The sequence below is a fragment of the Gorillibacterium terrae genome (assembly GCF_051594785.1).
GTDB lineage: Bacteria > Bacillota > Bacilli > Paenibacillales > NBRC-103111 > Gorillibacterium.
Map to the genome: position 1 here is coordinate 938,727 of NZ_JBPPGI010000001.1, position 22,614 is coordinate 961,340.

Genomic DNA, 22,614 nt, shown 5'->3' on the forward strand with positions numbered 1-22,614 from the left:
GTCATTCCCTCCTTTCGGCGAACCGGCTGAGGAACAGGAAGTGCTCGAACAGATTGGCCGAGGCGTCCTTTCCCTGCTGCTTGAGCTGAGGATGCTTGAAGATGGTGCGGCCCGGTTTGGAGTTGGCTTCGAACATCCAGACGTTGTCGGATTGATCGATGCCGAGATCCAACCCCAGCTCGCCGAGACGGTGGGGATACTCCCGCTCGATCGCTTTGGCCAGCTTGATGGCAACCTCCTTCGCTTTCTCCAGGGTGGCCCCGGCCAAGTCGCCCTGCAGCGTGGTCAGTACCTGTTCGGGAACCATCAGCTGGCCGCCGGTGCGCACGTGGGTGGTGACGCTGCCGCGCCCCGCTTTTTTTGCACCGATTCCGGAGACGACCCATTCGTTCTTGCCGTTCTTGGTGAGATGAAAGCGGAAGTCGATCGGGCAACTGTCGATCTCGATCAGGCGAATGCCCTGCTGGGCCACGTATTGCGACATCTTGATCTTCTGCTTGCGCAGCATGTTGACGAGTCCTTCAAACCGCGGGAAGCGCATGAGCACATTGCTGCCATTCTTGCGGTACCGCAGGAAGTACCCTTTCCCGGGATTGAACGTCAAGCGGAAAATGCCGAAGCCGAGACTGCCCGCCGTCGGCTTCAGGTAAATGAAGCGGTGGCGCTCCAGCATTCGGCGGATGTCCTCGGTGCTCGGGTTGATCTGCGAATCGGGAACGTGCCGGGAAGCGTCGCGGTCGCCGTCCAGGAGCCGATAGACATCCCACTTGTCGAAAAAGCTCCAGTTGAACAGCGGAATCCGCCGCTGTACGAATTTCTCCTTAAAGTCGCGCAGCGAAGCCGACTTCTCGGCCGTCCGGTTCGGCAGCCGGTTGTACACCACATCCGGCAGCGGAACCGTCTTGCGCGTCCAGCCGCCGCCCGGGGCGCGGAAATAGCCGGTGACGGTTTCGTTCTCCCAGTTCACGCTCTGCGGCGAAAAGCCGAAGAAGAAGCTGCGGTCCTTGCCCGCGGCCATCAGGTCGCGAATAAAGGCGGTGCGCGGGCCGAAGGGAAGGGTCGGGTGGCTGGTCACCGAGGTCAGAATGCCGACGAGCGGACCGATCTGAAGCTCCTTGCCGCCGCTCGATCGGATCAAGCACTTCCCGGAGGACGGCAGCCGGATCGCCGAGGCCAGGGTGGAGGACAGAACCGCAAAATCCCCCTTGCGGTTCAAGGTTTTCAGCGGGACGGTGGCGGTGTGCGCCCCGACCCGCAGCACCACCGTGCGGGTGCTGTCGAGCTCAAGCTGCTGCCGGAGGGAACGGGTGAGGGCCAAGCTGCGGTCTTCCTGCCGGTTTACCAGAATGGTGCATGAGGTCACACTCATTGGATAGATCCTCCTAAACGAAACGCCTATTTTCCGGTTCACGTGAATGGCTGCTTTCGGACCGGCGTGAGTCGGTTTGTCCGCGGACGGTCACACGGAAAGCGGGAATGCGAGCGGACGCGCGGAAGCGAGCCGGATGGCGTAGGCGACGGGGCGGCTCGCGGCGAGCCGTTCCGCTCCGCCCGCGTCGCCTTGAAAGGCGGCCCGGCCCGGGCGGGAGTTGGCTTCGAGAAACCACAGCCGCCCTCCGGCATCCACCGCAAAATCGAGCCCGAGCTCCGCCAGCCGGCCACAGCGCGCCTCCAGAATTCGGGCCGCCGCCAGCGACAGGCGCGCGGCTTCCCGAAGCAGCCCTTCGGCCCGCTCCGCTCCGAGCTCCTCGGCGAGAAAGCGTCCGGCGGGCTGAGCATCGCCGCCGCCGTGAAGGTTGGCGGTCATGCTGCCCTCCGGCCCCCGGCGGGCGGCGATTCCGGTCACGGCCCAGCGGGCGGCGGCGTCTTTTTGCACGAGGGAGCGGAGATCGAAGGGACGGCCGTCCCGGCCGGTCAGCCGGAGATAATCCTGAACGAGGTAGCGTTGGCCGGCGGTGAAGGCCGCGAGCCAGCGAACAAGCGACGGCCGGTCGGCAAAGCTCCGGGTGAAGGAGAGGTTGCCGGCGTCCCGGCCTTCTGCCCGGTAGAGAACCCCGGGCGTTCCAACGGAGAGGCTTGAGACAGGCGGTTCGGCGGCGGAGACAACCTCCAGCCGCAGACAGCCGACCCCCTGGGAACCGCCGTCGGGCTTAAGAAAGGCAAAGCCCTGCTCCTTCAAGCGGCGAAAGACGCCGTCCAGGCTGCGGAGCGGTTCGGACGCCGGCAGATAAGGGCGAAAGGGCGGGTAGGCGGCGAGCGTTCGGTAGACGCTGAGCTTCCCGCCCAGCCGGCCGGACAGCAGCAGAGATCCCGCCGCCGCGAGCGCCTGCCGGGCTTTACGGACGGCGCGTTCCTCCTGCGCATTCGAGCAGAAGGTCCGCTCCAATACGGCATCCGGCGGCCGAACGGCGCTTTTGGACCAGCCCCGTCCGGGACGATACCGGTAAGCGGTCAGTTGCCCGGCTTCGATTGCGGCCGCTTCCGGGAAGAAGACGGCGAGATCGGCACCCAGCCGGCTTGCCGCCTCTCCCATAGCGGTATAGGTAAGGGGTTCTCGAAAGGGCGGGTCGCCTTCGGCCGGGCAGGCCAGGATTCCGATCAACGGTCGCTTATCGGCCATGGCGGCTCCTCCCTCTGCTTGATCCGGCGTTGGATTGCCCCGCAGGGGGCGCCGTAGACTCCTTCATCATATGAGGACAGATTTTCCTTGGTGCTTGACACCGGGCCCAGAACAGGCGGGGAAAGGGGAGAAATCGGCATAGCGGACGAGCCTTCCGCATAGGATGTAGGGTACAAGCCAGGAAAGGGGAGATTTTTGCATGAAGGGGACCCGAAGCATCGTCAGCCTCAGCCTGATCCTCGGAATGCTCGTCTATGCCCTGCCGCACCTCCATATCGGAGGAGGGTTTACGCTGCCGACGGTCTTCGCCGTTCTGTGGCTTCTGTTTGCGCTTATTCTGGTAGCGGCGCATCTGTATGATGTGATCGGCGTGGATGAGGCGGGACGGGAGGAAATGCGGCGGATCGGACGGATGGGCAAATGGCAGACGGAACAGCGGCTGCGCGGCAAGCGGCCCATGCTGAGCGCCAAGAAATAGCGCGCCCGCCTGCGCCGCCTGAAGGTTCAGCGCGGACAGCCCCATGCCAAAGGCATGAGGCTCTTTCCGTACCGGGCAACGCGCAAAAAAACCGCCTCCGCCGATGGCGGAAGACGGTTGGGAAAGCGAAGGCTGTTTTATTTGACGACCAGAACCGGAATCTTGGCATGCTGCACGACATTATGGCTGACGCTTCCGAGCACGAAGCTGCGGATATTGCCGAGCCCGCGGCTGCCGATCACGATCAGGTCAAAGCCGTTCTTCTCGGCATAATCGAGGATCGCATCCGCCGGCTGGCCGTCCTCCTGAACGGTTTGCGTCGGATTGGGCAAGGCTTCGAGCCGCTTCTTGGCTTCCTGCAGGAGCTCGAGCGAAGCGTCGTAATATTCTTTTTGCATGGTGGCGGGAGGGGAGATCATCGCTTCGCCGAGCACCAGCGTCGGAAATTGCAGAACGTTCATCACGTGAAGCTCGATGGCGGAATCGGAAGAAGCGATATCGATGGCTTTATTCAGCGCTTTAAGCGAGGCCTTCGAACCGTCGTAAGGAACGAGAATTTTGCGAAAAATCATGATCATCACCCCAAGTGGCAAATTGAACTACATGAGTATTATACCACTTCGGAGATGGGCTGAATAAGCGTCACTCGTAGCGGATGAAAATCTCCTGCTCCCGACTGCGCGGAGAACGCGGCAGCCTCACGGTGAGCACGTCTCCGGAAAGCCTCGCGGTCGTTCCCTGCGACCGCACCGGTCCCGGAATCGGGATGGTCGGATTGCGCCCGCCGGGCAGCCCTTGGAGGCGCAGCGAATAGGCATCGGCGAAGACGCGGATCTTCTCCGCATCGGCCCCTTCCGGCAGCCGGTAGCGGACCACGACCGTCTTGTCGGTCGAGGAGACGGCCGGGTTGCCGCCGGCGAACGGCAGGGTACGGACCGGCCTGTTGCCGGTTCGGGCCTTCGGGGTTCCGCGCCTCTCCGATTCGCCGCCGCTTCCCTCCGCCGAACCGCCTTCCGGCGTTCGCCGGCGAGCCTTGCGGGCAGCCGTCCCGCTCTCTTCCTCGGCGGGGACATAGCCCGCCGCTCCCGCCACCGAATCGACGGTGCGTTTGACAATGTCGTTGATCATGCTCTGCACCCAATCGCCCTGCATGCTGTCCGGCAGCCGGATAAACGGCGTCTTGCCGCCAAGGAGCTGATGGATGCTCTTCCAGGGGTCCTGCTCGTTCGCTTCGCTCACCAGAGCCACCGCCTTCCGCGTTCATCGCTATTCTCAGCATATGCAGGATGCGGTGGGCGGGTACCGCCGCCTGCGGCTTTCTGCCGCTGAAGGCCCACCGCGCTAGAAGGCCCTTCGCGCCTGAAGGCATCCCGCGCCTGAAGGCCCTTCGCGCCTGAAGTCATCCCGCAGCCGATCGATCCTGACCGCCTCCGCAGTTCCCGCCTGCTGCCGAAGGCTTCCCGCCTCTGTGGACTCCGCGTCGCACCCGCTTGCCTCTGGTTCTCGTGAGAACCCTCCGCGCATACAATGGCAGGTGAACGCTCTTCAGGACGGCCGGCGGGAGGGAGGGACATGACGGGCAGCCGCGGGGTTCGCATTGAGCTGGGTAACATCAACGTCAACCGAATCGATTCCGCCTCGGGCATCTTCGTGGGCACCAACACGCAGTGGGGATGGAGCAGCCACGGCAAACGCGTGTCCGGGTTCGGATCGGTGACCGGCATGCTGAACCGGCTGTCGGCGAATATCGGGGTCGTCTACGACAACGACCTGATCGATACCCCGATCGACGACCGGGACGTCTTCGCCGCTCCGAACGGGGAAGCCGTGCTTGCCGCCGCCGGGAAGGCGGCGGAACCCGCTCCGGCCGCCGCGAAGCCGTCTGCTCCGGTCGCTGCGAAGCCGTCTGCTCCGGTCGCTGCGAAGCCGTCCGCTCCGGTTGCTGCGAAGCCGTTCGCTCCGGCCGGGAAGACGGTGCCCGCCGACTCCGAAGCCGCCGGGGAGGGGAGATAAGCACCTCGCGGCCTTCCCGGGAATAGGCTGATGGAGAAGCCCTACGGGAATAAGGAACGGCAGGTGGGAGACTCGTGGCGCAGAGCATCAACTTCAACAGCATCGTGACCAACTCGTTCAATACCAATTCCGGCATATTCATCGGCGAAAACAACATGGTCGGCTGGGATTCCCACTCCAAGCGGATGGGCGGACTCGGGGCGATCTACGGCCAATACAACTTCATTCCCAATCCGTATGTTTTGGTCAACAACAACAGCGTGTTCGATACGATGATCAATGACAACGACATCAACACCACCAACGATATCGCATCCGTGCCGGTTTAGGGAGGAGGGACGGCTATGCGGATAACCGTTCAAGACGTCCGGCTGGAGGGCTTGCAGGAGAGCTCGGCGCTTCGCAGCGGCCTCAATCTGCCTGGGTTCCACCGCAGCGCCGTCCGGGTGAGCGAGGGATTCGGGACGATCGGCGGCGACCGCAACGCGATCGGCGCGAGCCGCTCGGCAGCCAGCACGGATCGGGTGAAGGAGGCGACGGGGCATGGCGGACAAGAAGAAGGATAAATTATGCCCCCGCTGCAGCCGCAAGGCGGAGGACGGGGACAAACACTGCGTCGGCTGCGGCGCTCCGCTCATCAACAGCTGCACCAACGCCGGAGATATTTTCACGAAGAAGTGCAGCAAGGTGAACCGCGAGGACGCGGCCTACTGCTCCGGCTGCGGCGCTCCCACGGTGTTTCATCGCGAAGGGCTGCTCGCCGGAACCCAGGTCAAGCAAGACAAGGGAGGCTCGTCATGAGCGAAGGGCTGCCCCGCGAAGCGAGAAGGCGCTGGAGGCAGCAGGCGCTCCAGGTGCTGGGCGAGGAGTTCTGGGACGATCTCGCCGGCATTTGGCCGGATGCCGGTCCCCGGATGGATCTGTACCGGGAAGGGGAGGACCTCGTCGCCGTGTTCGAGCTGCCCGGCATCGCAGAGCCGGAGGCGATTACGGTCGCGCTAGCAACGCGCTGGCTGACGGTCAGCGGCGACATCCCTTACCCTTATCCCGTTGCGGAGGAGGAGCTCATCCGCAGCGAGCGTGCGGTCGGCCGGTTCTCGCGGCGGATCGCCCTTCCGGAGCCGGTGGACCCGGATGAAGTGCGGGCCAGCTACAACCGGGGATTGCTCCATCTGCGGATGAGGCTGCTGCCCGAGACGGACAGCCGGACGGTCGCCGTGGAATTCCCGGAACAAGCCGATTGAGCAAAGGTGGTGTCGCCGATGGGAGAACAGGGGGAGAAGCGGGAGGACGAGGGGCTGCTCGACCGGATCGCCCGGCTGGAGCGGGAGGTAGCGAGGCTCGCACGCCTCGGGAGCCGGCCGGTCACGGTCCAGACGCTGCAGGTTCAGGCGCTTCACGTCGATACGCTGCACCTCGATCAGCCCGTTTACCGGTTGGACAGCCTGTCGGTCAAGGAGCTGAGCGGATCGCTTAACCTGGGCAACAACTTCGCTTCCGTCCCGACGGTTCGCCAATCGCCGGGGGCGACGGAGAAACCGGTTGCCGGGACGCCGAATTCGAATGAGACCGCAGAACAAGGCGGTAAGGAACCCAACCGAGTCCCGACTGGCCGAAAAGCCGCACGCGTTCTCAAACGTTCGGGGCCGGGCGTCCGGTATGCCATAGAAGAGGAGGGATGAGCATGGCCGGAGGGTGGCTCTCGCCGACCTTCGTCATCGGGCAGATCAAGATCGGTACCATTGAAGGTTCCTCTTGCTTCAACCTCGGCAATAACCTGCCGAGCGGCTTCACCAGCCGCAAGGTCCACAATCAAGGTTTCGGATCGGTCGAGGGCGACAACAACCGCTTGAGCGGCCTCCGCTCCTTTCTCCATGAGACTCCCGGCACCGAGCCGGACGAAGAGGCCGCCATGCCCTATGAACCGCCGGAATGGATTCGGGAATGGATGAAGGAGAGCTTTGCCGATGCCGCAGCCGGCTTCGGGGAGGAAGCGGAAGCCGAATCGACCGAGGTAGAGGCAGAATCGCCGCCGAATGCCGCATCGAAATCGGCAGAGTCGAATGCGGCGCCGGAAGCGGAAGAGCCGGGGGATACGCCGAGTTCGGAGGCCCCCCGATGATGCGGATCAGGCAGCCTCTGCCTGGGCAAGCAGCTCCGCGCCGCAGATAAGCGGATAGCGCCGTTCGGTCCTCGAGTGGACCGGGCGGCGCTTTTTGTATGCTTATGATGGGATGGTTGTCTTCTCGCCGGAAAGAGGGGGTCAGCTCCCGGTGCTCTTGTAATGACGGACGCCCACTCGCCAGATCAGGATCGAGAAAGCGAGGAAGGCGGCTCCCGCCGGCAGCGCCAGCCAACCGGCCGCTTGGGGATAGTTCCATCCGCAGGCGGTCGCCGCCGGGTAGAAGCTGATGACCAGCACGGGCAGCAGGAAGCGGAACACCTTCTTCAGCAAGCCGGGGATGAACGGTTCGGGCACGCGGGTGATCTGATAGCTGGCATTGGTCAGGAGATAGATCCAATCGAGTCCCTTGATCGTGAAGAACGCCAGTCCCGAGGTAAACACGAAAACCCCGGCGTACATTAAGCTGCCGCCGGCCAGCGCCAGGCCAAGCACCGAGACGGTTCGGAGGGACAGTGCCACGTCCATCCGGTCGAGCGCCCAGAGGACGGCGGCCAACGCCGTAATCGGCCGCGACAGCCGATGGAGGTGGAAGGCGCTGGCGGCGACCTGGGTAAAGAGCGAGGCGGGCCGCAGGAGCAGCCGGTCGAAATCGCCGGAGCGCAGCAGCTGCCAGGGGAAATAATCGAAGCCGCGGCACAGGCACTCGGCGATTCCGCACGAGGCCACGCTGAGGGCATAGACCAGCAAGATTCGCTCGACCGTCCATTCGCCGATGTTGCCGAATCGGGAGAAGAGCAGCACGACGGCGAGCGGGTCGCTCACGACCACGAGGAACACTTGGAGGAGCATCAGCCACCAGCCCTTGTATTCCATGCCTGACAGGAGATGCATCCGCAGCAGGCGGACGTACAGCCGGACCTCCGCGGAGATGCGGCTCGGAAAGGTTGGGTTCATGCTAGCCTCCCTGAACGATTAAATGATGGAGCCGGCGCTTCAGGATTCCCCGGCCTGCCAGGATGAACAGCAGGCTCCAGGCAAGTTGAAGGCCGATGCGGGGCAGCGCCTCCGCCGGAGTCAGGCTGCCCACATAGAGCTGGGCGGGGATGTCGAGGAATCCGCCGAAGGGCTGCAGGCTGAGAGCCGGCTGAAGGAAATCCGGCCACAGCCGCAGCGGCAGATAAGAGCCCGAGAGAAAGCCGCTCACGAGCAGCAGCATGTAAGTCGGCCCTTCGCCCCAGGTGATGTTCATGCGGATCGCCGTCACGAACATGGCGAACGACGAGCACAGCAGGAAGGCCGCCGCCGTCGATACGGCAAAGCAGGCGAATCCGGCGGCGGAAGCGGGCGGGCCGAGCCGGAAGCCCGCGGGCATCAACAGGCCGACGGCGAGAGTGGCGACCGAGCGCATCCAGGCAGTGCCCAGCTTGCCCGCTGCGCTTTTGACAAACCAATGCGTGTAGAGATCGAGCGGGCGGCAAAGCTCAATGCCGACGTCGCCGTTCTTGATCTTGGCCAGAATCTCCCCGTCGACGCTCATGCTTTGCAGCACGAACAGCCCTTGCGCGATCCACAGGTAAGAAAGGGTTTGGTGCAGACTCAGACCGCCGTCGTTGCCAAGTCGTTGATTGCCGTACCGATAGAAAACGGTATACAGAATGCACTCCATGATGGCCCAGAAGACGCTGACGATCACGCCGGACAGGGCGGAGGCGCGGTATTGCAGGCCTTCCGCCATCCGGATGCGGAAGAGAGAGCGGCATGCCCCGGCCGTGTGCCGAAGGGAGGAGGGTCCAATCCGCTTCATGCCAGCTCCAGATCGCGGTACATGGCGGCGATCATTCGGTCTGTATCCACCTTGCGGACGACCTCGGGTGCGTACTTGTCCTGCAAGCCGGACAAGCGTCCGTCGTAGAGCAGGCGGCCGTGTCCGATCACCATCACCCGCTTACAGAGTGCCTCGATGTCGTCCATGTCGTGCGTCGTCAGCACCATGGTCACGCCGTCCTGGCGGTTTTCTTCCCGGAGGAACTCCCGCAGAGCGAGCTTCGATACCGCGTCGAGGCCGATGGTCGGTTCGTCCAGGAAGAGCAGCTTGGGCCGGTGCAGGAGAGCGGCCACCAGCTCGCAGCGCATGCGCTGGCCGAGCGACAGCTGCCGGACGGGCGTCTTCAGCAGCCCGTCCACCCCGAGCCGCTCGGTCAATTGAGCCAACCGACCGCGGTAATCGGCGGCCGGCAGGACATAGATGTCCTTCAGCACGGCGAAGGAATCGCCGACGGGGACATCCCACCACAGCTGCGAGCGCTGGCCGAAGACCACGCCGATTCCCGCTACATGCTCGCGGCGCTGCCTCCAAGGCACCCGGCCCAGGATGCGGCATTCTCCGGCGTCGGGCGTCAGGATGCCGCTCATCACCTTGACGGTGGTGGATTTACCGGCGCCGTTCGGCCCGATGTAGCCGACCAGCTCGCCTTCGCCGATGGAGAAGCCGATGCCGTCCAGTGCCTTCACCCGGCGGACGCTGCGGGTAAAGGCTCCCCGCAGCAGCCCCCAGCGGCCTTCCGGGCGTTCGTAGACCTTAAAAGCTTTCTCGATGCCGCTCAGTTCAATCTGCATATCCCTTCATCGCCTCCACGTTCGGATGCGCCGCCGGTTCCGGGCAGCGTGTTACCTACCCTATCGCATCCCGGTCTGCCCTGTAAACGCCCGGCACAAGGGCTCTGCCTGCCTGAAGCCGGATGGCGGGGAGGGGATTCGCGCGGATGCTCCCGGATTCGTACGCAGGCTTGACATCTTGACAGTTGGATGCTAGATTATATTCATAATTCGCTTTTGAGAAAGCGGAGGCCCGCTTAAGATGTATCTCCAACCGATAAATAATGAATGCCGGTGAATATTCACCGGCATTTTTGCATATTTATGCAGTTTCGATTTCCAGGTCGGTCAGCGTTCTTGTCGGCGTCTTGCGCGTCGGATGAACCGCTACCTTCGCAGACGGTTGATGCCGTCCATCTCCCAGGCCGGGATTCCCAGCAGCTCGGCGGCGAGCGGGCAGATGTCGGTGATGCAGCCGCCGGTGAGGGTTCCCCCCGCCAGCCGGTCCGCTTCTTCCGTGTCCGGTGCGGGAACGGCCAGGTAGAAGGGGTAATAGCCCTCCCGCTCCGGCGTATAGCCATGTTGACCGAGATGCCGTTTGCCGAAGCTGTATCCGTCCGCGGCCTCGATCCCGAAGGCATATTCCCCGTCCATGCCGCTCACCCGCATTTCCCGGTCGGTCAGAATGCGGCCGGTGTAGACGGTATCGAGCAGCCGCTTTGCCGCCTGCAGGATCTCCGCTTGTTTCGCCTCGTTGTAAATCCGCAGGAACGCGCTTCCTCCGGCGTTGTGGAAGAAGGCGTCGTAGCCCGTCAGCTTGCCTTTGTGTCTGCGGATGTAGCCGCAGTCCTCCAGAAATTCGTTCGGATCGACGGACTGCCTGACCGGCAGGCAGCCGTGGTCGCTGAACAACAGAATGGCCGTATCCCGGTCGGTGCCTGCTCGGCGCAAAGCGTCCAACACCAGCCCGATCCGTTTGTCGTGCCGTTCGAGCGCATGGACCGCCTCCGGGCTCTGCGGTCCGAAACGGTGCTTCTGGGTATCGGCGTCGATCAAATGCAGCAGCAACAGATCGGGCTTATGGCGGAGAAGGGCATCCGCCGCGACGCGGGTCATCAGGTCGTCCAAGCCGGCGGTCCCTCTGCCCCGGAAGGTCCAGCCGAGCCGAACCAGCTCGGAGAGGATAAAGCCCGGACTGCCTGCCCGGAGCATCGTCCAAGCCCGCTTTGGGACGCTCATCGGTCCCGGCACTTCGGGAATGTTCCAGCGGATCTCCGCATAGCCGGTCACCGGATACAGCAGCGAGCAGACGGAAAGCCCCCGCTCGGCCGCCCGGTCGTAGAGCGTCGGCGCTTTAATCTCGCGGCGCGAATAGCGCCACTGCTCCTTCGTGGAGCCGGGTGGCAGCCGATGGTTGTCGGTCAGCCGGTGTTTTTCCGGAGGGACGCCGGTGATGATGGAGGTATGGGCGGGGTAGGTGTTGGATACAAACACGGAGCGGACGTCCGTGACGAGCGTTCCCCGCTTACGCAGCGCTGCGAACCGGGGCAGCGCGAGCAAGGTTTCCAGCTCGCCGCTCGAGACGGCATCCAGCGAAATCATCACCAGCCGGGGGTGGTGCAGCATGAGAATCGCCTCCATCGGCACAGATTGGTAGGTACGGTTCCACTATAACAGGTTTGCCGCCGGTCTTTTGTCAAATGGAGGCACCTTTCTATATGCATTCCCCGTTGAACGGAAAAATAGCCCGGCAACCGTCGGAAGCGCATCTGGCGCTCCGACGCATTGCCGGGCGAGGAATCGCTGCGGGCGTGCTTTACCAGAAACCGCCCCAGCCGCCAAAGCCGGGTCCCCAGCCGCCGAAGCCGGGTCCCCAACCGCCCCAGCCCCAAGGACCGGTTCCAATGGCGAGGAGATCGAACAAGACAAGCGGAATGATGGCCTTGGTGGAGGCCTTCTTTCCCTTGCCTGCGCTCAGGTAGAGCGAGTTGCCTTTCACCTTTACCAGTTTGCCCGTGACCACCGTGCCGTCCTTTTTGAGAGCGTAGATCGTTTGACCGACAAGCTTTTTGGCCTCATCTCTCGTTACCGTAGACTGCATGCGTGCTAGCACCTCCTCCTCAGTCATACCTCATAGTATGGACGCCGTCCGCGTTCGCTTGGGGGAAGGCATATTTAGCCGAAAAATGTGCGCAAGTGGAAATCCGCTCGGCAACCAGGCGGATATGATATAGCAGCAACGCCAAAGAGGCCTGCGGGAGGTGGCCGCGGGACAAGGGAGGCCTTCGGATGATACGCAAGCGGACGACAGGAGACGACCGTGACCTACTGCGGCTGGTCGAAAAAGAACTCATGCCCCTGGCCCGGCAGACGTTTCCGGATCTCAAGGTAACGATGAAGGATCTGCGCGAGCGCATGCGTCGGGGGACGGTGTATGTGGCCGGACGGGACGGCTCGGGAAAACGGGGAATCGACGGGTTCGTGATCGCCGTCGTCCAAGCGAACGATCTGTGGATCGATATGCTGGCCGTAAACCGGGACAGCCAAGGGAAAGGCCTCGGCGCTTCCCTGCTGGCGAGGGCGGAGCAGGAGGGACGGCGGCGGGGCTGCACGGATGCCCAATTGTTCGTGGACGGGGTGAATACGAAGGCGCAGGCCTTCTACGCTCATAAAGGCTATATGATTTCCCGGTATGTCGAAGAGGTGATGTGCTACCAGATGACCAAATCGCTGAACGCTTCGAATGCCGCTCCCGGATTCGGCACGCGGCTGCCGGGACCGGCTTGGGACGCCCGCTCGCCTTTCACCTGGAACTGACCGATTGTGCCGGCATCCCCCGCTGGATTATAATACAGTATCATACAGAGTGGACGCAGGGGGTTGTAACAGATGCCGGAGGGGAACGGGGAAGAGACGCTGACCAAGCACGAGCAAATTTTGCGGCATATCGAGAGTCTCCGGGTGGGCAGCCAGATCTCGGTCCGCCAAATCGCCAAGGATCTCGATGTCAGCGAAGGGACGGCTTACCGCGCCATCAAGGAAGCGGAGAACAAAGGAATCGTCAGCACCAAGGAACGGATCGGCACGGTCCGGATCGAGAAGAAGCAGAAGAACCTCGACAAGCTGACCTTCTTCGAGGTGGCGCACATCGTTAACGGCCAAGTGCTGGGCGGCGCCCGCGGATTGAACAAATCGTTGAACAAGTTCGTCATCGGCGCGATGGAGCAGGCGGCGATGCTTCGCTACATCGAATCGGGAAGCCTGCTGATCGTCGGCAACCGGGAGGAAGCCCATAAAGGAGCCCTGCAGAACGGATCGGCGGTGCTGATCACCGGGGGCTTCGACACGAGTGCCGAGGTCAAAAAGCTGGCCGACAGCCTGGCGCTGCCGATCATCTCCAGTACCTTCGACACCTTTACCGTAGCGTCCATGATCAACCGGGCCCTCTACGACCGGAATATCAAGAAGAAGATCATGCTCGTCGAGGATGTCATTACCCGCACCCGGCTGTATGCGCTGAAGACGTCCAGCACGGTTGCCGAGTGGAGGAAGCTCGCGGAGACCGCCGGCTTCGACCGTTTTCCGGTGGTGGACGAGTGGAACCGGGTCATCGGCATGGTCACGGCGAAGGATGTGGAAGGCGCGGGACCCGCGCAGCAGATGGAGAAGCTGATGACGCGCAATCCGATCACCATCCACCTTCGCACCTCGGTCGCATCCGCCGCCCATCTGATGATGTGGGAGGGAATCGACCTGCTGCCGGTCGTGGACAACGGCCGCAAGCTGCTCGGCAGCGTCAGCCGGGCCGAGGTGATGAAGGTGCTGCAGTACATTCAGCGGCAGCCCCAGATGGGGGAAACCTTCGACGACCAGATCTTCGAGCCGTTTGCGGAGATCGCCGGCGAAGACGGCCTGGTGTACCGGGGGCAGATGTCGCCGCAGATGACGAGCCAGCTCGGCACGGTATCCTCCGGCGTGCTGGCTACCCTGATCACCCAAGCGGCGTACCGGGTCGCCGAACGCAGCAAGAAGGGGGATCTGGTGATCGACAACATCTCCACCTATTTCCTGCACCCGGTGCAGATGGAGAACGAGATCGTCATCAAGCCCGAGATTCTGGAAGTGAGCCGAAAGTTCGCCAAGATCGAGGTGAACCTCTATTCCGAGGAGCGACTGGTGGTCAAATCGCTGGTGACCGCGCACGTCTTCGACGAATTCTGAGGGAGCGTTTCCTTCAAAAATAGACGAACGCCCCGCCGACGGTTGGCGGGGCGTTATTTTGCGTTGTGCGGAAGTGAAGACGGGGAAGGAGGGTTACGAAGCCGGTTTGACGTATTCCTTGGCGGTGATCCAGACTGTAAGCTCCGACTGCGCCACGACGAGCGTCTGGACGCGGACGCGGTAATCCTTGCCCCGGACGATGGGGTAAACCTTGCCGTCCGCCAGCTTGAGGAACAGCTGGGGGGTGGAGCGCACCGCTCCGACCGATGCGCCGACGGCCGTCCGGAAATCCTCATGCACGGCTTTGCGCAGAGCGGTCCGGGTAAGCTCGTCCATCCCGTCGCTCTGCTCGGGAGCCAGCATCACCTTCACTTGGGCGATGATGGATTGCTTGTTGCGAAGGTTGGTCTGGGAGCGGATATCCTCCTGCGCCTCGTCCAGCTCGCTCTGCAAATGGGCGTTGCGCTCTACGAGCAGATTGAATTGATGCTGATGGAAGCTCATGTAGACGGCGCTTCCGACGATGAACCCGGTGACGAAGATGGCGAACGCCGCGATCAGGCCCGGATATCGTTCGAAGGGCGGCACCCTCATGACCGGTTCCCTCCGCCGCAGATCCAGTGAATGAGCGTATAGCCGAGCTGGGCGCCGATGAAGGAGCCGGCGAACAACAGAATCTGCTTGATCGCGGGGGACAGATACCCCTCTTGGAAATTGGTCTCGATGATGCGGAACGGGTCGATCGTGCCGCCCGCCGCCGCGACCATGGCCCAAATCTTGATATTCGCGGCCACGCTCTCCATGACCGAGGAGGGCGGTTGAAGCATCAGCACCGAGGCGATGCCTGCGAGCAAGCCGCCGCCCGCTACGATGCCGAAGGCGATGAAGACGTCGAGAACCAACTTGACGGCAAAGGGATTCACAGGCGAGCCTCCGTTCCGGAAACGGTTTGCTCATCTATATGCTCGGACGTAGGGATTTATTCGGACGGGCCCACTCCGTCTCCCGGTCCGCGGTAGCGGCGGAACCGGCGCGAAGGTCCCGGAGCGAGCAGCCTGCGCCCCGCGGGCCGCGTTCCGGCGAAGGCCAGCAGGCGGTCCGCCGCAAGCAGGAACAGGCCGGTCGCGGCGAGAAAGACGCCGGTTCCCGCGAGGAGGGAGAGAACGGGAGCGGAAACGGCTCTTCCCGCTGCCAGGGCGGGCCAGAAGGGCAGCAAACCGGCGGCGGCGAAGACCAGCATCCGGGCGGATGAGCTCTGAATGGCCTCGCGGGGGCAGGCATTGATGCAGCGCATGCAGCCCTCGCAGCGCCAGTCCCATGCCGGCCGCCCGTGCCGCATGGCAATCGCCGAGGCCGGGCAGCGCCGGGCGCAGGCCGAGCAGCCGTCGCAGCGATCGTCGGCCGTGAACAGCTTGCCGAGGAGGCGCCGGCCGAGGCTGCGGTAGGCGAGGTAGATCAAGCCGAGTCCGGCGCGGGCCCTCCGGCTCCGTTTGCGAAGGTGCGTCTCTCCGCGGAGGACGGCATCCGCGATTCGGCGAACGCGCTCATCCGTCTGCTCGCAGATCCGAGCCGACTCCGCGGGAGTCGGAGGATTGAAGAATTGCGTCCAATTGATCGGATAGGACACGAGATTCGTGTAGAATACCGTGAATCCCCGCTTCCGCAGGAGGCTGGACAAGCGGTGCAGGGAAACGCCTTCGTCTCCCGGTTCTCCCCGCATCGATCCGCCGACCGCGAGGACGGCGGCGCGGGCGCCGGGCGGGGCGCTTAGCGCGGATAGGTAGCGGGTGACCAGAGCCGGAGCGCCGAAGCCGTACATCGGATACAGAAACCAATGCAGCTCCGCCGTCCCCGCTTCCGGCGGGCAGCGGTCCATCGGCCGCTCGGAGACGGTCCAGCCCGCCGCCCGAAGCCGCTCCGCGGCGATCCGGGCCGCATGCCGCGTATTGCCGGTGCCGGTGAAATAATGCACAACCGCATCCTGGTTCATTCAGCGCCACTCTCCGTTTCGGGTCTCGATCAAGCTCGCGGCTATCTTATCAGATTGCCGGCCGCCCTACAGTGAGAATGTTAACTCGCAGCGCCGGAGCAGGCGGGACGGTTTACGGAAAGCAGGAATACAAAGGCCGGAATGCCGGAATGCCAGAATGTCAGAATGTCAGAATGCCGGAATGCCAGAATGTCAGAATGTCAGAATGTCAGAATGTCAGAATGTCAGAATGCCGGAATGCCGGAAAGCCGATATACCGGAATGCGAATGTGGGTTCGCCTCCTTGCCCCGCTTGTGGTACACTGAAAGGAACAATGAATTCTTGGGTGGGAATTGAACGATGAACGGATTCGTGCATCTGCATGTGCACAGCGAATACAGTCTTCTGGACGGCGCGGCCCGCATCCGCGATCTGGCGGCTCGGGCGGCGGAGCTCGGCATGCCCGCTTTGGCGCTGACCGACCATGGCGTGATGTACGGCGCCGTGCCGTTCTATAAGGCCTGCCGGGAGGCGGGCATCAAGCCGATTATCGGCTGCGAGGTGTATGTGGCCAGCGGTCGGCTGGAGGAGCGGGCTTCCCGCCAGGAGCAGCCGGTCAGCCACCTCGTCCTGCTGGCGAAGAACGAGACCGGCTACCGCAACCTGATGGAGCTGGTTTCCGTCGCTCACCTGAAGGGCTTCCATTACCGGCCGCGCATCGACAAGGAGCTTCTTGCGGCGCACGCGGAAGGTCTCGTCTGTCTCAGCTCCTGCCTGAAGGGGGAGATTCCCCAACTGCTTTTGCAGGACCGGATGGAGGAGGCGAAGGCGGCCGCGCTTTGGTACCGCGAGCGGTTCGGCGAAGATTTTTACCTGGAGATCCAGGATCACGGCATGCTGGAGCAAAAGAAGATCGTTCAGGGGATGACCGCGCTCGCCGGGGAGTTGGGGCTGCCGCTCGTCGCGACCAACGACGTCCACTACCTGACCCCGGAGGACCACGAGGTGCAGGATATCCTGCTCGCCATCGGCACCGGCAAGACGCTCGACGATCCGGACCGGTTTAAGATGACGGCGAAAGAACTGTACCTGAAGAGCCCCGAGGAGATGGCGCGACTGTTCCCGCATCTGCCGGAGGCGCTGGCGAATACGCACCGAATCGCGGACAAGTGCAGCCTCGAGCTGGAGTTTGACCGCCATATCCTGCCGGAATTCCGGCCGATCCCGGAGGGGCTGGACGCGGCCGGGTACCTTCGACGCTTGTGCCGGGCCGGCCTCGCCGACCGGTACCCGGAGCATGCGGCTGGCGCGGCCGACCCCGGGCTGGTCCAACTGCGCGAAGAACGGCTTGCCTATGAGCTGGACGTCATCGTCTCGATGGGCTTCGCCGATTACTTCCTGATCGTCTGGGATTTCATCCGCTACGCCCGCGAACGGGGCATCGCCGTCGGTCCCGGGCGCGGGTCCTCGGCCGGCAGCTTGGTGGCATACACGCTTCGGATCACCGACGTCGATCCGATCCGCCACAACCTGCTGTTCGAACGCTTCCTCAACCCGGAGCGGGTGAGCATGCCCGATATCGACGTCGATTTCAGCGACGAGCGTCGCGACGAGGTGATCGATTACGTCGCCGCCAAATACGGACATGAGCATGTGGCCCAGATCATCACCTTCGGCACCATGGCCGCCAAGGGGGCCGTGCGCGACGTCGGGCGCGTGATGAACCTTCCCTATGCCGAGGTGGACCGGGCGGCAAAGCTGATTCCGCCCCGCCTTGGCATCACCCTGAAGCAGGCGCTTGAGCTGAACCCCGACCTGGAGGCGCTCTGCGCCCGGCATGCCTCTACCCGGCGGCTGATCGACCTCGCCATGAAGGTGGAGGGCATGCCCCGCCACGCATCGACCCACGCGGCGGGGGTGGTCATTTCCCGGGAGCCGCTCACGCACTATGTGCCGCTGCAGGAAGGCTCGGAGAAGACGGCGCTAACCCAGTTCACCATGGAGAATCTGGAGGCCATCGGCCTGCTGAAGATGGATTTTCTCGGCCTGCGCACCCTCTCCATCATTGAGCGGACGCTAAACTGGGTCCGCGAAGAGACAGGCGAGAGCCTGGATTTTGCCGGGATCGGCTACGAAGACGCGGCGACCTATGAGTTGCTCGGCCGCGGGGAGACGACCGGCATCTTCCAGCTGGAGTCGCCGGGAATGCGGCGGGTGCTGAAGGATATGAAGCCGTCGAGCTTCGCCGATATCGTGTCCGTCCTGGCGCTCTACCGGCCGGGTCCGATGGAGTTCATTCCCCGTTACATCGAGTGTAAGCACGGACTGGCGGAAGTCGTCTACCCGCATCCGGATTTGCAGCCGATTCTGGAGGATACCTACGGCATTATCGTCTATCAGGAGCAGATCATGCAGATCGCATCGCTGATGGCCGGCTTTTCCCTCGGCGAGGCGGACCTGCTGCGGCGCGCCGTCAGCAAAAAGAAGCGGGAGGTGCTGGACCGGGAGCGGGCGCATTTCGCCTCCGGCTGCCGGAAGCAGGGGTATTCCGAGGAGGATGCGAACAAGGTCTACGAGATGATTCTGCGCTTCGCCGACTACGGCTTCCCCCGCGCCCACGCCACCGCTTACGGCGTGCTGGCCTACCAGACGGCATACCTCAAAGCGCATTATCCGACGGCCTTCATGGCCTCGATGCTCACGGCCAACATGGGCAGCCACCGCAAGGTGGCCGAGTACGTGGACGAATGCCGCCGGATGGGCATTCCGGTTCTGCCGCCGGATGTGAACGAAAGCGGCGTGACCTTTTCACCGGCCGGGCTCGGTCGGACGGCCGGGTCGGATTCCGCGGCGGAGGCGAGCGGCATCGCCGCCGACGGTATCGATGGCTCCGGAGGCAGCGCTCCGCCTGCTCCGCCCGCTCCGCTTGCCGAATCCCGCAACGCTTCCGACGGACGGAAAGGCCGCATCCGCTTCGGGCTCGCGGCAATCAAGAACGTCGGCACGCAGGCGATCGAAGCGATCGTCGCCGCCCGGCGGGACGGCCCATACCGCGACCTGCTCGATTTCTGCCGCCGGGTCGACCTGCGGGTGTGCAACAAGCGGGTGATCGAGTCGCTGATCCAAGGCGGGGCGATGGACGGCTTTCCGGCCCACCGCGCCCAGGCGATCGCCATGCTCGACGAGACGGTCGAGGCGGCGCTCAAATGGAAGAAGGAGCGGGACGATCTGCAGCTTCACCTGTTCGGATTGACGGAGGAAGTCAACTGGGAGGTCGAGTATCCGGAGATCCGACCCTATACCAAGATGCAGCAGCTCGATCTGGAGCGGGAGCTGCTCGGTCTGTTCCTGTCGGGCCACCCGCTCGACGATTACGAGGAGCTGCTGAAGGAGGCCGATCCCGACCCGATTCCGTACTTGGCCGAGCTGCCGGACGGCAAGGAGACGGTCGTCGCGGGAATGGTCGTCGGCCTGAAGGAAATCGTCAGCAAGAAGGGGCAGCAGATGGCCTTCCTCGAGCTGGAGGACCGCATCGACCGCGTGGAGGTCGTGATGTTCCCCGCTCTGTGGAAGGAGCTGCGCAGCGAAGTGGAGAAGGGCAGGCTGCTCGCGATCCGAGCGAAAGTGCAGCAGGAGGACGAAGCGGTGAAGCTCCTGGCCGAGCAGGCGGCGGTTCTGGACCGGGAGGATGCCGCCCGCCAGATTCGCCTGCTCCGTCCGCGAGGCGGAGCCCGTCCGTCTCTTCCGCCGACGGGACCCCGGTCGGGCGGGAGTTCTCGCCAGGCCTCGCCGGCGGCGCGCAGCCCGAAGGCGGAACCCGCATCGGGCAGTCGGGCGCCGCAAGGCCCGGCCCCATCGTCTGCCGCGGGCGCCGGGCGGGTACAGCGCAGCCAGCGGGTGTTCATCCGCATCGCCGCCGACCGGGAACAGCCGGAGCGGCTCGTCAAGCTGCAGGCCCTCCTGCAGGCGAACGCGGGCCCTCTGCCGGTCGTCTTGTTCTATGAGCGCGGGCAGAAACCCGTCGCGCTGAGCGACAAGTACCGGGTGAAGCCGAGCCCCGAGCTGATCGAAGCGATCGACGCCCTGATGGGCGCCCGGTCGGCGAAGGTCAACTGAACGGGCTCAGCCTGAGGCCCCTCCTGCCGGAGATTTCGGACAGGAGGGGCCTTTTGGGGTGGGCCACCGGGAACGAAGGAGCCCGACCTTTAATGAAAATTTGAAGGAATTGTGTCCGTTCTCTCGGAATAGGATCAAATCAAAGAGCTTGGCCGGGAAGGAGGATAGGCGCAAAAAACAAGCAAAGCCTTGCCGATTCGAGCCGTTTCCGCCCGCGGCGGGCCTTCTCTGCGCTTTTGTTTTGTTGCTACGCAAAGAGCGGTTGTGCTATGATAACTCTATTGTACAGGCTTACGAAGCAGGGTTCGGGGAGGTTATGTACGCATGTGGACGGTCATTTACATCGCTCAGACCGCCAAGATTGCCGAGCGTATCAAAACCAAATTGACGGAGGAAGGGTTCCTGGTTCAGGTTCGTGCCATCAACCTGACCAAGACGCAGTTTGAGATTCTCGTGCCCGAGGGCGAGGTCATGGAGGTCCAGGAAGTGCTGGGCGCTATTCTGAACCGCTGATTGCTCCGGAGCCTTGCGACCTAGATTTGCGGGTATGAACCAGCGTCTATTGGCATGGCCGATCATGCGGAATACCTCGTTTCCTGTTGACAGCGTACCGGATGAAATAAGCCTTGCGAGGTGTCTTTGTGCTAAAGGATTTGTTCCAGAAAAAACGCAAGTACGCGACGATCCCTTCGGGTAAAGCCAAACGCGAGATTCCCGAAGGCCTCATGAATAAATGCCCCAAGTGCGGAGCCATCCAGTTCAACATGGAGCTCATGAAGAATTACAAGGTTTGCAGCGGCTGCGGCTATCACTTCATCCTGAACGCTTCCGAGCGGGTGGAAATGCTGCTCGACGGCGGCAGGCTTTTTGAATATGATGAGGACATGGTGTCCGAGGACCCGCTCGGGTTTCCCGGATACCGGTCGAAGACGGAGCAGATGATCGAGAAGACCGGCATGCGCGACGCGGTCGTAACCGGCGAAGGCACGATCGGCGGCTTTCCCGTGGTCGTCTGCATCATGAGCTTCGAATTCTTCAGCGGAACGCTCGGCAGCGTGGTCGGCGAGAAGATCGTCCGCGCCGCGGAAGCGGCCATGCAGAAGAACTACCCGCTCATCATCTTCTCCACCTCGGGCGGAGCCCGAATGCAGGAGAGCATCCTGTCCCTGATGCAGATGGCCAAGACCAGCGCGGCGCTTGGCCGTTTCAGCGAGGCCGGAGGTCTGTACATATCCGTGCTCACTGATCCGACGCTCGGAGGAGTCAGTGCCAGCTTCGCCACGCTCGGCGATATCATCCTGGCCGAGCCGGGCGCGGTGATCGGCTTTGCCGGACGCCGCGTCATCGAGCAGACGATCCGCCAGAAGCTGCCCGACAATTTTCAGACGTCGGAATTCAACCTGCAGCACGGGCATCTGGACAAGGTGGTGCACCGCAAGGACCTGCGCCCGACCTTGATCAAGCTGCTAGACATGCATACGGTGAAGGAGGTCGCCTCCCATGGCCGGTGAGTTGCCCTTTGAGCAGCCGATCGCGGAGCTGCGCGGCAAGATCGACGAGTTGATCCGGTTTGGAACGGAGAAGCAGATCGACTTTACCGACGAGATCGCCCGCCTCGAAGAGAGATACAAGGCGCTGGAAGAAGAGATTTACGGCAGCCTCAGCGTCCGCCAGAAGATTCAGATCGTCAAGAGTCCCCAGCGTCCCACGACGCTCGACTATATCAACGCCGTGTTTTCCGATTTCCTGGAGCTGCACGGCGACCGTCTCTTCGGAGACGACCAGGCCATCGTCGGCGGCATCGCCAAGCTCGGCGACGTGCCTGTCACCGTCATGGGCCATCAGAAGGGGCGGGACACCAAAGACAACCTGGCCCGCAACTTCGGCATGCCCCATCCCGAAGGCTTCCGCAAGGCGCTGAGGCTGATGAAGCAGGCGGACAAATTCCGCCGTCCGGTCATCACCTTCATCGACGTCACCGGCGCCTACCCCGGCTCCTCGGCGGAGGAACGGGGGCAGTCGGAGGCCATCGCCCGCAACCTGATGGAGATGGCGATGCTCCGGGTGCCGGTCATCTGCGTCGTCATCGGCGAAGGCGGAAGCGGCGGTGCGCTCGCGCTCGGCGTGGGCAACCGCGTGCTGATGCTGGAGCACGCCATCTACTCGGTCATCTCGCCGGAAGGCGCGGCGTCGATCCTCTACAAGGACGCCGGCCGGGCGATGGAAGCGGCCGAGTCGATGAAGATCACCGCCCAGGACATTCTCGCCCTCGGCGTGATCGACGACATCGTCCCGGAGCCCCGGGGCGGAGCGCACCGCGACCCGAAGAGGCAGGCGGAGATTCTGCGCGGCAAGCTGCTGGAGCACCTGCAGGACTTGTCCGGCTTAAGCCCGGACGAGCTGCAGGAGGATCGCTTCCAGAAGTTCCGCCGCATCGGATCGTACGCCTTCCTGCAAACGCCCGATTGACGCTTCG

General features: G+C 63.3%; 26 protein-coding genes. 14 read left to right on the forward strand and 12 right to left on the reverse strand.

Annotated features, from left to right (window positions below):
* Position 1: 1 nt before the first annotated feature.
* Positions 2-1,369, reverse strand: a complete 1,368-nt coding sequence (locus ACSEXS_RS03925; protein WP_438431875.1) for a YheC/YheD family endospore coat-associated protein — start codon at positions 1,367-1,369, stop codon at positions 2-4.
* 90 nt (positions 1,370-1,459) lie between these two features.
* The gene (locus ACSEXS_RS03930; protein WP_438431876.1) at positions 1,460-2,620 is read right to left on the reverse strand and encodes a YheC/YheD family endospore coat-associated protein; all 1,161 of its coding nucleotides are present in this window, start codon (positions 2,618-2,620) and stop codon (positions 1,460-1,462) included.
* A gap of 199 nt (positions 2,621-2,819) precedes the next feature.
* Between ACSEXS_RS03930 and ACSEXS_RS03935 the strand changes: the two genes are divergently transcribed.
* Positions 2,820-3,098 (forward strand): hypothetical protein, encoded by a 279-nt coding sequence (locus tag ACSEXS_RS03935; RefSeq protein WP_438431877.1) that lies wholly within the window; start codon positions 2,820-2,822, stop codon positions 3,096-3,098.
* A gap of 137 nt (positions 3,099-3,235) precedes the next feature.
* Here ACSEXS_RS03935 and ACSEXS_RS03940 read toward each other — a convergent pair whose 3' ends face one another.
* Together ACSEXS_RS03940 and ACSEXS_RS03945 are read right to left on the reverse strand one after the other, a co-directional pair.
* On the reverse strand, positions 3,236-3,670 hold the full coding sequence (locus ACSEXS_RS03940) for a universal stress protein (protein ID WP_438431878.1): 435 nt from the start codon (positions 3,668-3,670) through the stop codon (positions 3,236-3,238).
* A 70-nt stretch (positions 3,671-3,740) separates the two neighbouring features.
* Positions 3,741-4,337, reverse strand: a complete 597-nt coding sequence (locus ACSEXS_RS03945) for an Hsp20/alpha crystallin family protein (RefSeq protein ID WP_438431879.1) — start codon at positions 4,335-4,337, stop codon at positions 3,741-3,743.
* 333 nt (positions 4,338-4,670) lie between these two features.
* Between ACSEXS_RS03945 and ACSEXS_RS03950 the strand changes: the two genes are divergently transcribed.
* From ACSEXS_RS03950 to ACSEXS_RS03980, 7 genes are all read left to right on the forward strand, one after another.
* On the forward strand, positions 4,671-5,111 hold the full coding sequence (locus tag ACSEXS_RS03950; protein WP_438431880.1) for a hypothetical protein: 441 nt from the start codon (positions 4,671-4,673) through the stop codon (positions 5,109-5,111).
* Between the two features lie 74 nt (positions 5,112-5,185).
* On the forward strand, positions 5,186-5,440 hold the full coding sequence (locus tag ACSEXS_RS03955) for a hypothetical protein (RefSeq protein WP_438431881.1): 255 nt from the start codon (positions 5,186-5,188) through the stop codon (positions 5,438-5,440).
* A gap of 15 nt (positions 5,441-5,455) precedes the next feature.
* Positions 5,456-5,677, forward strand: coding sequence for a hypothetical protein (locus tag ACSEXS_RS03960; protein WP_438431882.1), 222 nt, complete (start codon positions 5,456-5,458; stop codon positions 5,675-5,677).
* On the forward strand, positions 5,655-5,912 hold the full coding sequence (locus ACSEXS_RS03965; protein ID WP_438431883.1) for a hypothetical protein: 258 nt from the start codon (positions 5,655-5,657) through the stop codon (positions 5,910-5,912). The genes ACSEXS_RS03960 and ACSEXS_RS03965 overlap by 23 nt, the downstream gene beginning before the upstream one ends.
* Positions 5,909-6,355, forward strand: coding sequence for an Hsp20/alpha crystallin family protein (locus ACSEXS_RS03970; protein WP_438431884.1), 447 nt, complete (start codon positions 5,909-5,911; stop codon positions 6,353-6,355). Before ACSEXS_RS03965 ends, ACSEXS_RS03970 begins: the two co-directional genes overlap by 4 nt.
* Positions 6,356-6,373: 18 nt before the next feature.
* On the forward strand, positions 6,374-6,793 hold the full coding sequence (locus tag ACSEXS_RS03975) for a hypothetical protein (protein ID WP_438431885.1): 420 nt from the start codon (positions 6,374-6,376) through the stop codon (positions 6,791-6,793).
* Between the two features lie 2 nt (positions 6,794-6,795).
* A complete protein-coding gene (locus ACSEXS_RS03980) occupies positions 6,796-7,233 on the forward strand; it encodes a hypothetical protein (protein WP_438431886.1) in 438 nt (145 codons plus the stop codon).
* A gap of 141 nt (positions 7,234-7,374) precedes the next feature.
* Here the strand turns inward: ACSEXS_RS03980 and ACSEXS_RS03985 are convergent, their stop codons facing one another.
* From ACSEXS_RS03985 to ACSEXS_RS04005, 5 genes are all read right to left on the reverse strand, one after another.
* Complete coding sequence (locus ACSEXS_RS03985; protein WP_438431887.1) at positions 7,375-8,190, reverse strand: ABC transporter permease; 816 nt, start codon at positions 8,188-8,190, stop codon at positions 7,375-7,377.
* A gap of 1 nt (position 8,191) precedes the next feature.
* Positions 8,192-9,040 (reverse strand): ABC transporter permease, encoded by an 849-nt coding sequence (locus ACSEXS_RS03990; RefSeq protein ID WP_438431888.1) that lies wholly within the window; start codon positions 9,038-9,040, stop codon positions 8,192-8,194.
* Positions 9,037-9,852, reverse strand: coding sequence for an ABC transporter ATP-binding protein (locus ACSEXS_RS03995; RefSeq protein WP_438431889.1), 816 nt, complete (start codon positions 9,850-9,852; stop codon positions 9,037-9,039). Before ACSEXS_RS03995 ends, ACSEXS_RS03990 begins: the two co-directional genes overlap by 4 nt.
* Before the next feature lie 366 nt (positions 9,853-10,218).
* Positions 10,219-11,457, reverse strand: a complete 1,239-nt coding sequence (locus tag ACSEXS_RS04000; RefSeq protein ID WP_438431890.1) for an alkaline phosphatase family protein — start codon at positions 11,455-11,457, stop codon at positions 10,219-10,221.
* Positions 11,458-11,647: 190 nt separating this feature from the next.
* The gene (locus ACSEXS_RS04005; RefSeq protein WP_438431891.1) at positions 11,648-11,932 is read right to left on the reverse strand and encodes a hypothetical protein; all 285 of its coding nucleotides are present in this window, start codon (positions 11,930-11,932) and stop codon (positions 11,648-11,650) included.
* A 188-nt stretch (positions 11,933-12,120) separates the two neighbouring features.
* Between ACSEXS_RS04005 and ACSEXS_RS04010 the strand changes: the two genes are divergently transcribed.
* Both ACSEXS_RS04010 and ACSEXS_RS04015 read left to right on the forward strand, forming a co-directional pair.
* Positions 12,121-12,648 carry a GNAT family N-acetyltransferase gene (locus tag ACSEXS_RS04010; RefSeq protein WP_438431892.1) on the forward strand — a complete coding sequence of 176 codons (528 nt, stop codon included), beginning with the start codon at positions 12,121-12,123 and terminating at the stop codon, positions 12,646-12,648.
* Between the two features lie 72 nt (positions 12,649-12,720).
* Positions 12,721-14,052, forward strand: a complete 1,332-nt coding sequence (locus ACSEXS_RS04015; protein ID WP_438431893.1) for a DRTGG domain-containing protein — start codon at positions 12,721-12,723, stop codon at positions 14,050-14,052.
* A 93-nt stretch (positions 14,053-14,145) separates the two neighbouring features.
* Here the strand turns inward: ACSEXS_RS04015 and ACSEXS_RS04020 are convergent, their stop codons facing one another.
* Genes ACSEXS_RS04020 through ACSEXS_RS04030 form a run of 3 tightly spaced genes read right to left on the reverse strand, consistent with a single transcriptional unit; the run spans position 14,146 to position 16,042 of the window.
* The gene (locus ACSEXS_RS04020; RefSeq protein ID WP_438431894.1) at positions 14,146-14,646 is read right to left on the reverse strand and encodes a sporulation membrane protein YtrI; all 501 of its coding nucleotides are present in this window, start codon (positions 14,644-14,646) and stop codon (positions 14,146-14,148) included.
* On the reverse strand, positions 14,643-14,975 hold the full coding sequence (locus ACSEXS_RS04025; protein ID WP_438431895.1) for a YtrH family sporulation protein: 333 nt from the start codon (positions 14,973-14,975) through the stop codon (positions 14,643-14,645). The genes ACSEXS_RS04020 and ACSEXS_RS04025 overlap by 4 nt, the downstream gene beginning before the upstream one ends.
* A gap of 56 nt (positions 14,976-15,031) precedes the next feature.
* Complete coding sequence (locus ACSEXS_RS04030) at positions 15,032-16,042, reverse strand: EFR1 family ferrodoxin (protein ID WP_438431896.1); 1,011 nt, start codon at positions 16,040-16,042, stop codon at positions 15,032-15,034.
* 340 nt (positions 16,043-16,382) lie between these two features.
* On the opposite strand from ACSEXS_RS04030, the gene ACSEXS_RS04035 reads away from it, so the two are divergent.
* The 4 genes from ACSEXS_RS04035 to ACSEXS_RS04050 all read left to right on the forward strand — a co-directional run bounded on the left by ACSEXS_RS04035 (position 16,383) and on the right by ACSEXS_RS04050 (position 22,607).
* On the forward strand, positions 16,383-20,138 hold the full coding sequence (locus ACSEXS_RS04035) for a DNA polymerase III subunit alpha (protein WP_438431897.1): 3,756 nt from the start codon (positions 16,383-16,385) through the stop codon (positions 20,136-20,138).
* 324 nt (positions 20,139-20,462) lie between these two features.
* On the forward strand, positions 20,463-20,651 hold the full coding sequence (locus ACSEXS_RS04040) for a glutamate decarboxylase (RefSeq protein WP_438431898.1): 189 nt from the start codon (positions 20,463-20,465) through the stop codon (positions 20,649-20,651).
* A 128-nt stretch (positions 20,652-20,779) separates the two neighbouring features.
* The gene (gene accD, locus ACSEXS_RS04045) at positions 20,780-21,649 is read left to right on the forward strand and encodes an acetyl-CoA carboxylase, carboxyltransferase subunit beta (protein WP_438431899.1); all 870 of its coding nucleotides are present in this window, start codon (positions 20,780-20,782) and stop codon (positions 21,647-21,649) included.
* A complete protein-coding gene (locus tag ACSEXS_RS04050; RefSeq protein WP_438431900.1) occupies positions 21,639-22,607 on the forward strand; it encodes an acetyl-CoA carboxylase carboxyltransferase subunit alpha in 969 nt (322 codons plus the stop codon). Before accD ends, ACSEXS_RS04050 begins: the two co-directional genes overlap by 11 nt.
* The last annotated feature ends 7 nt before the right edge of the window (positions 22,608-22,614 follow it).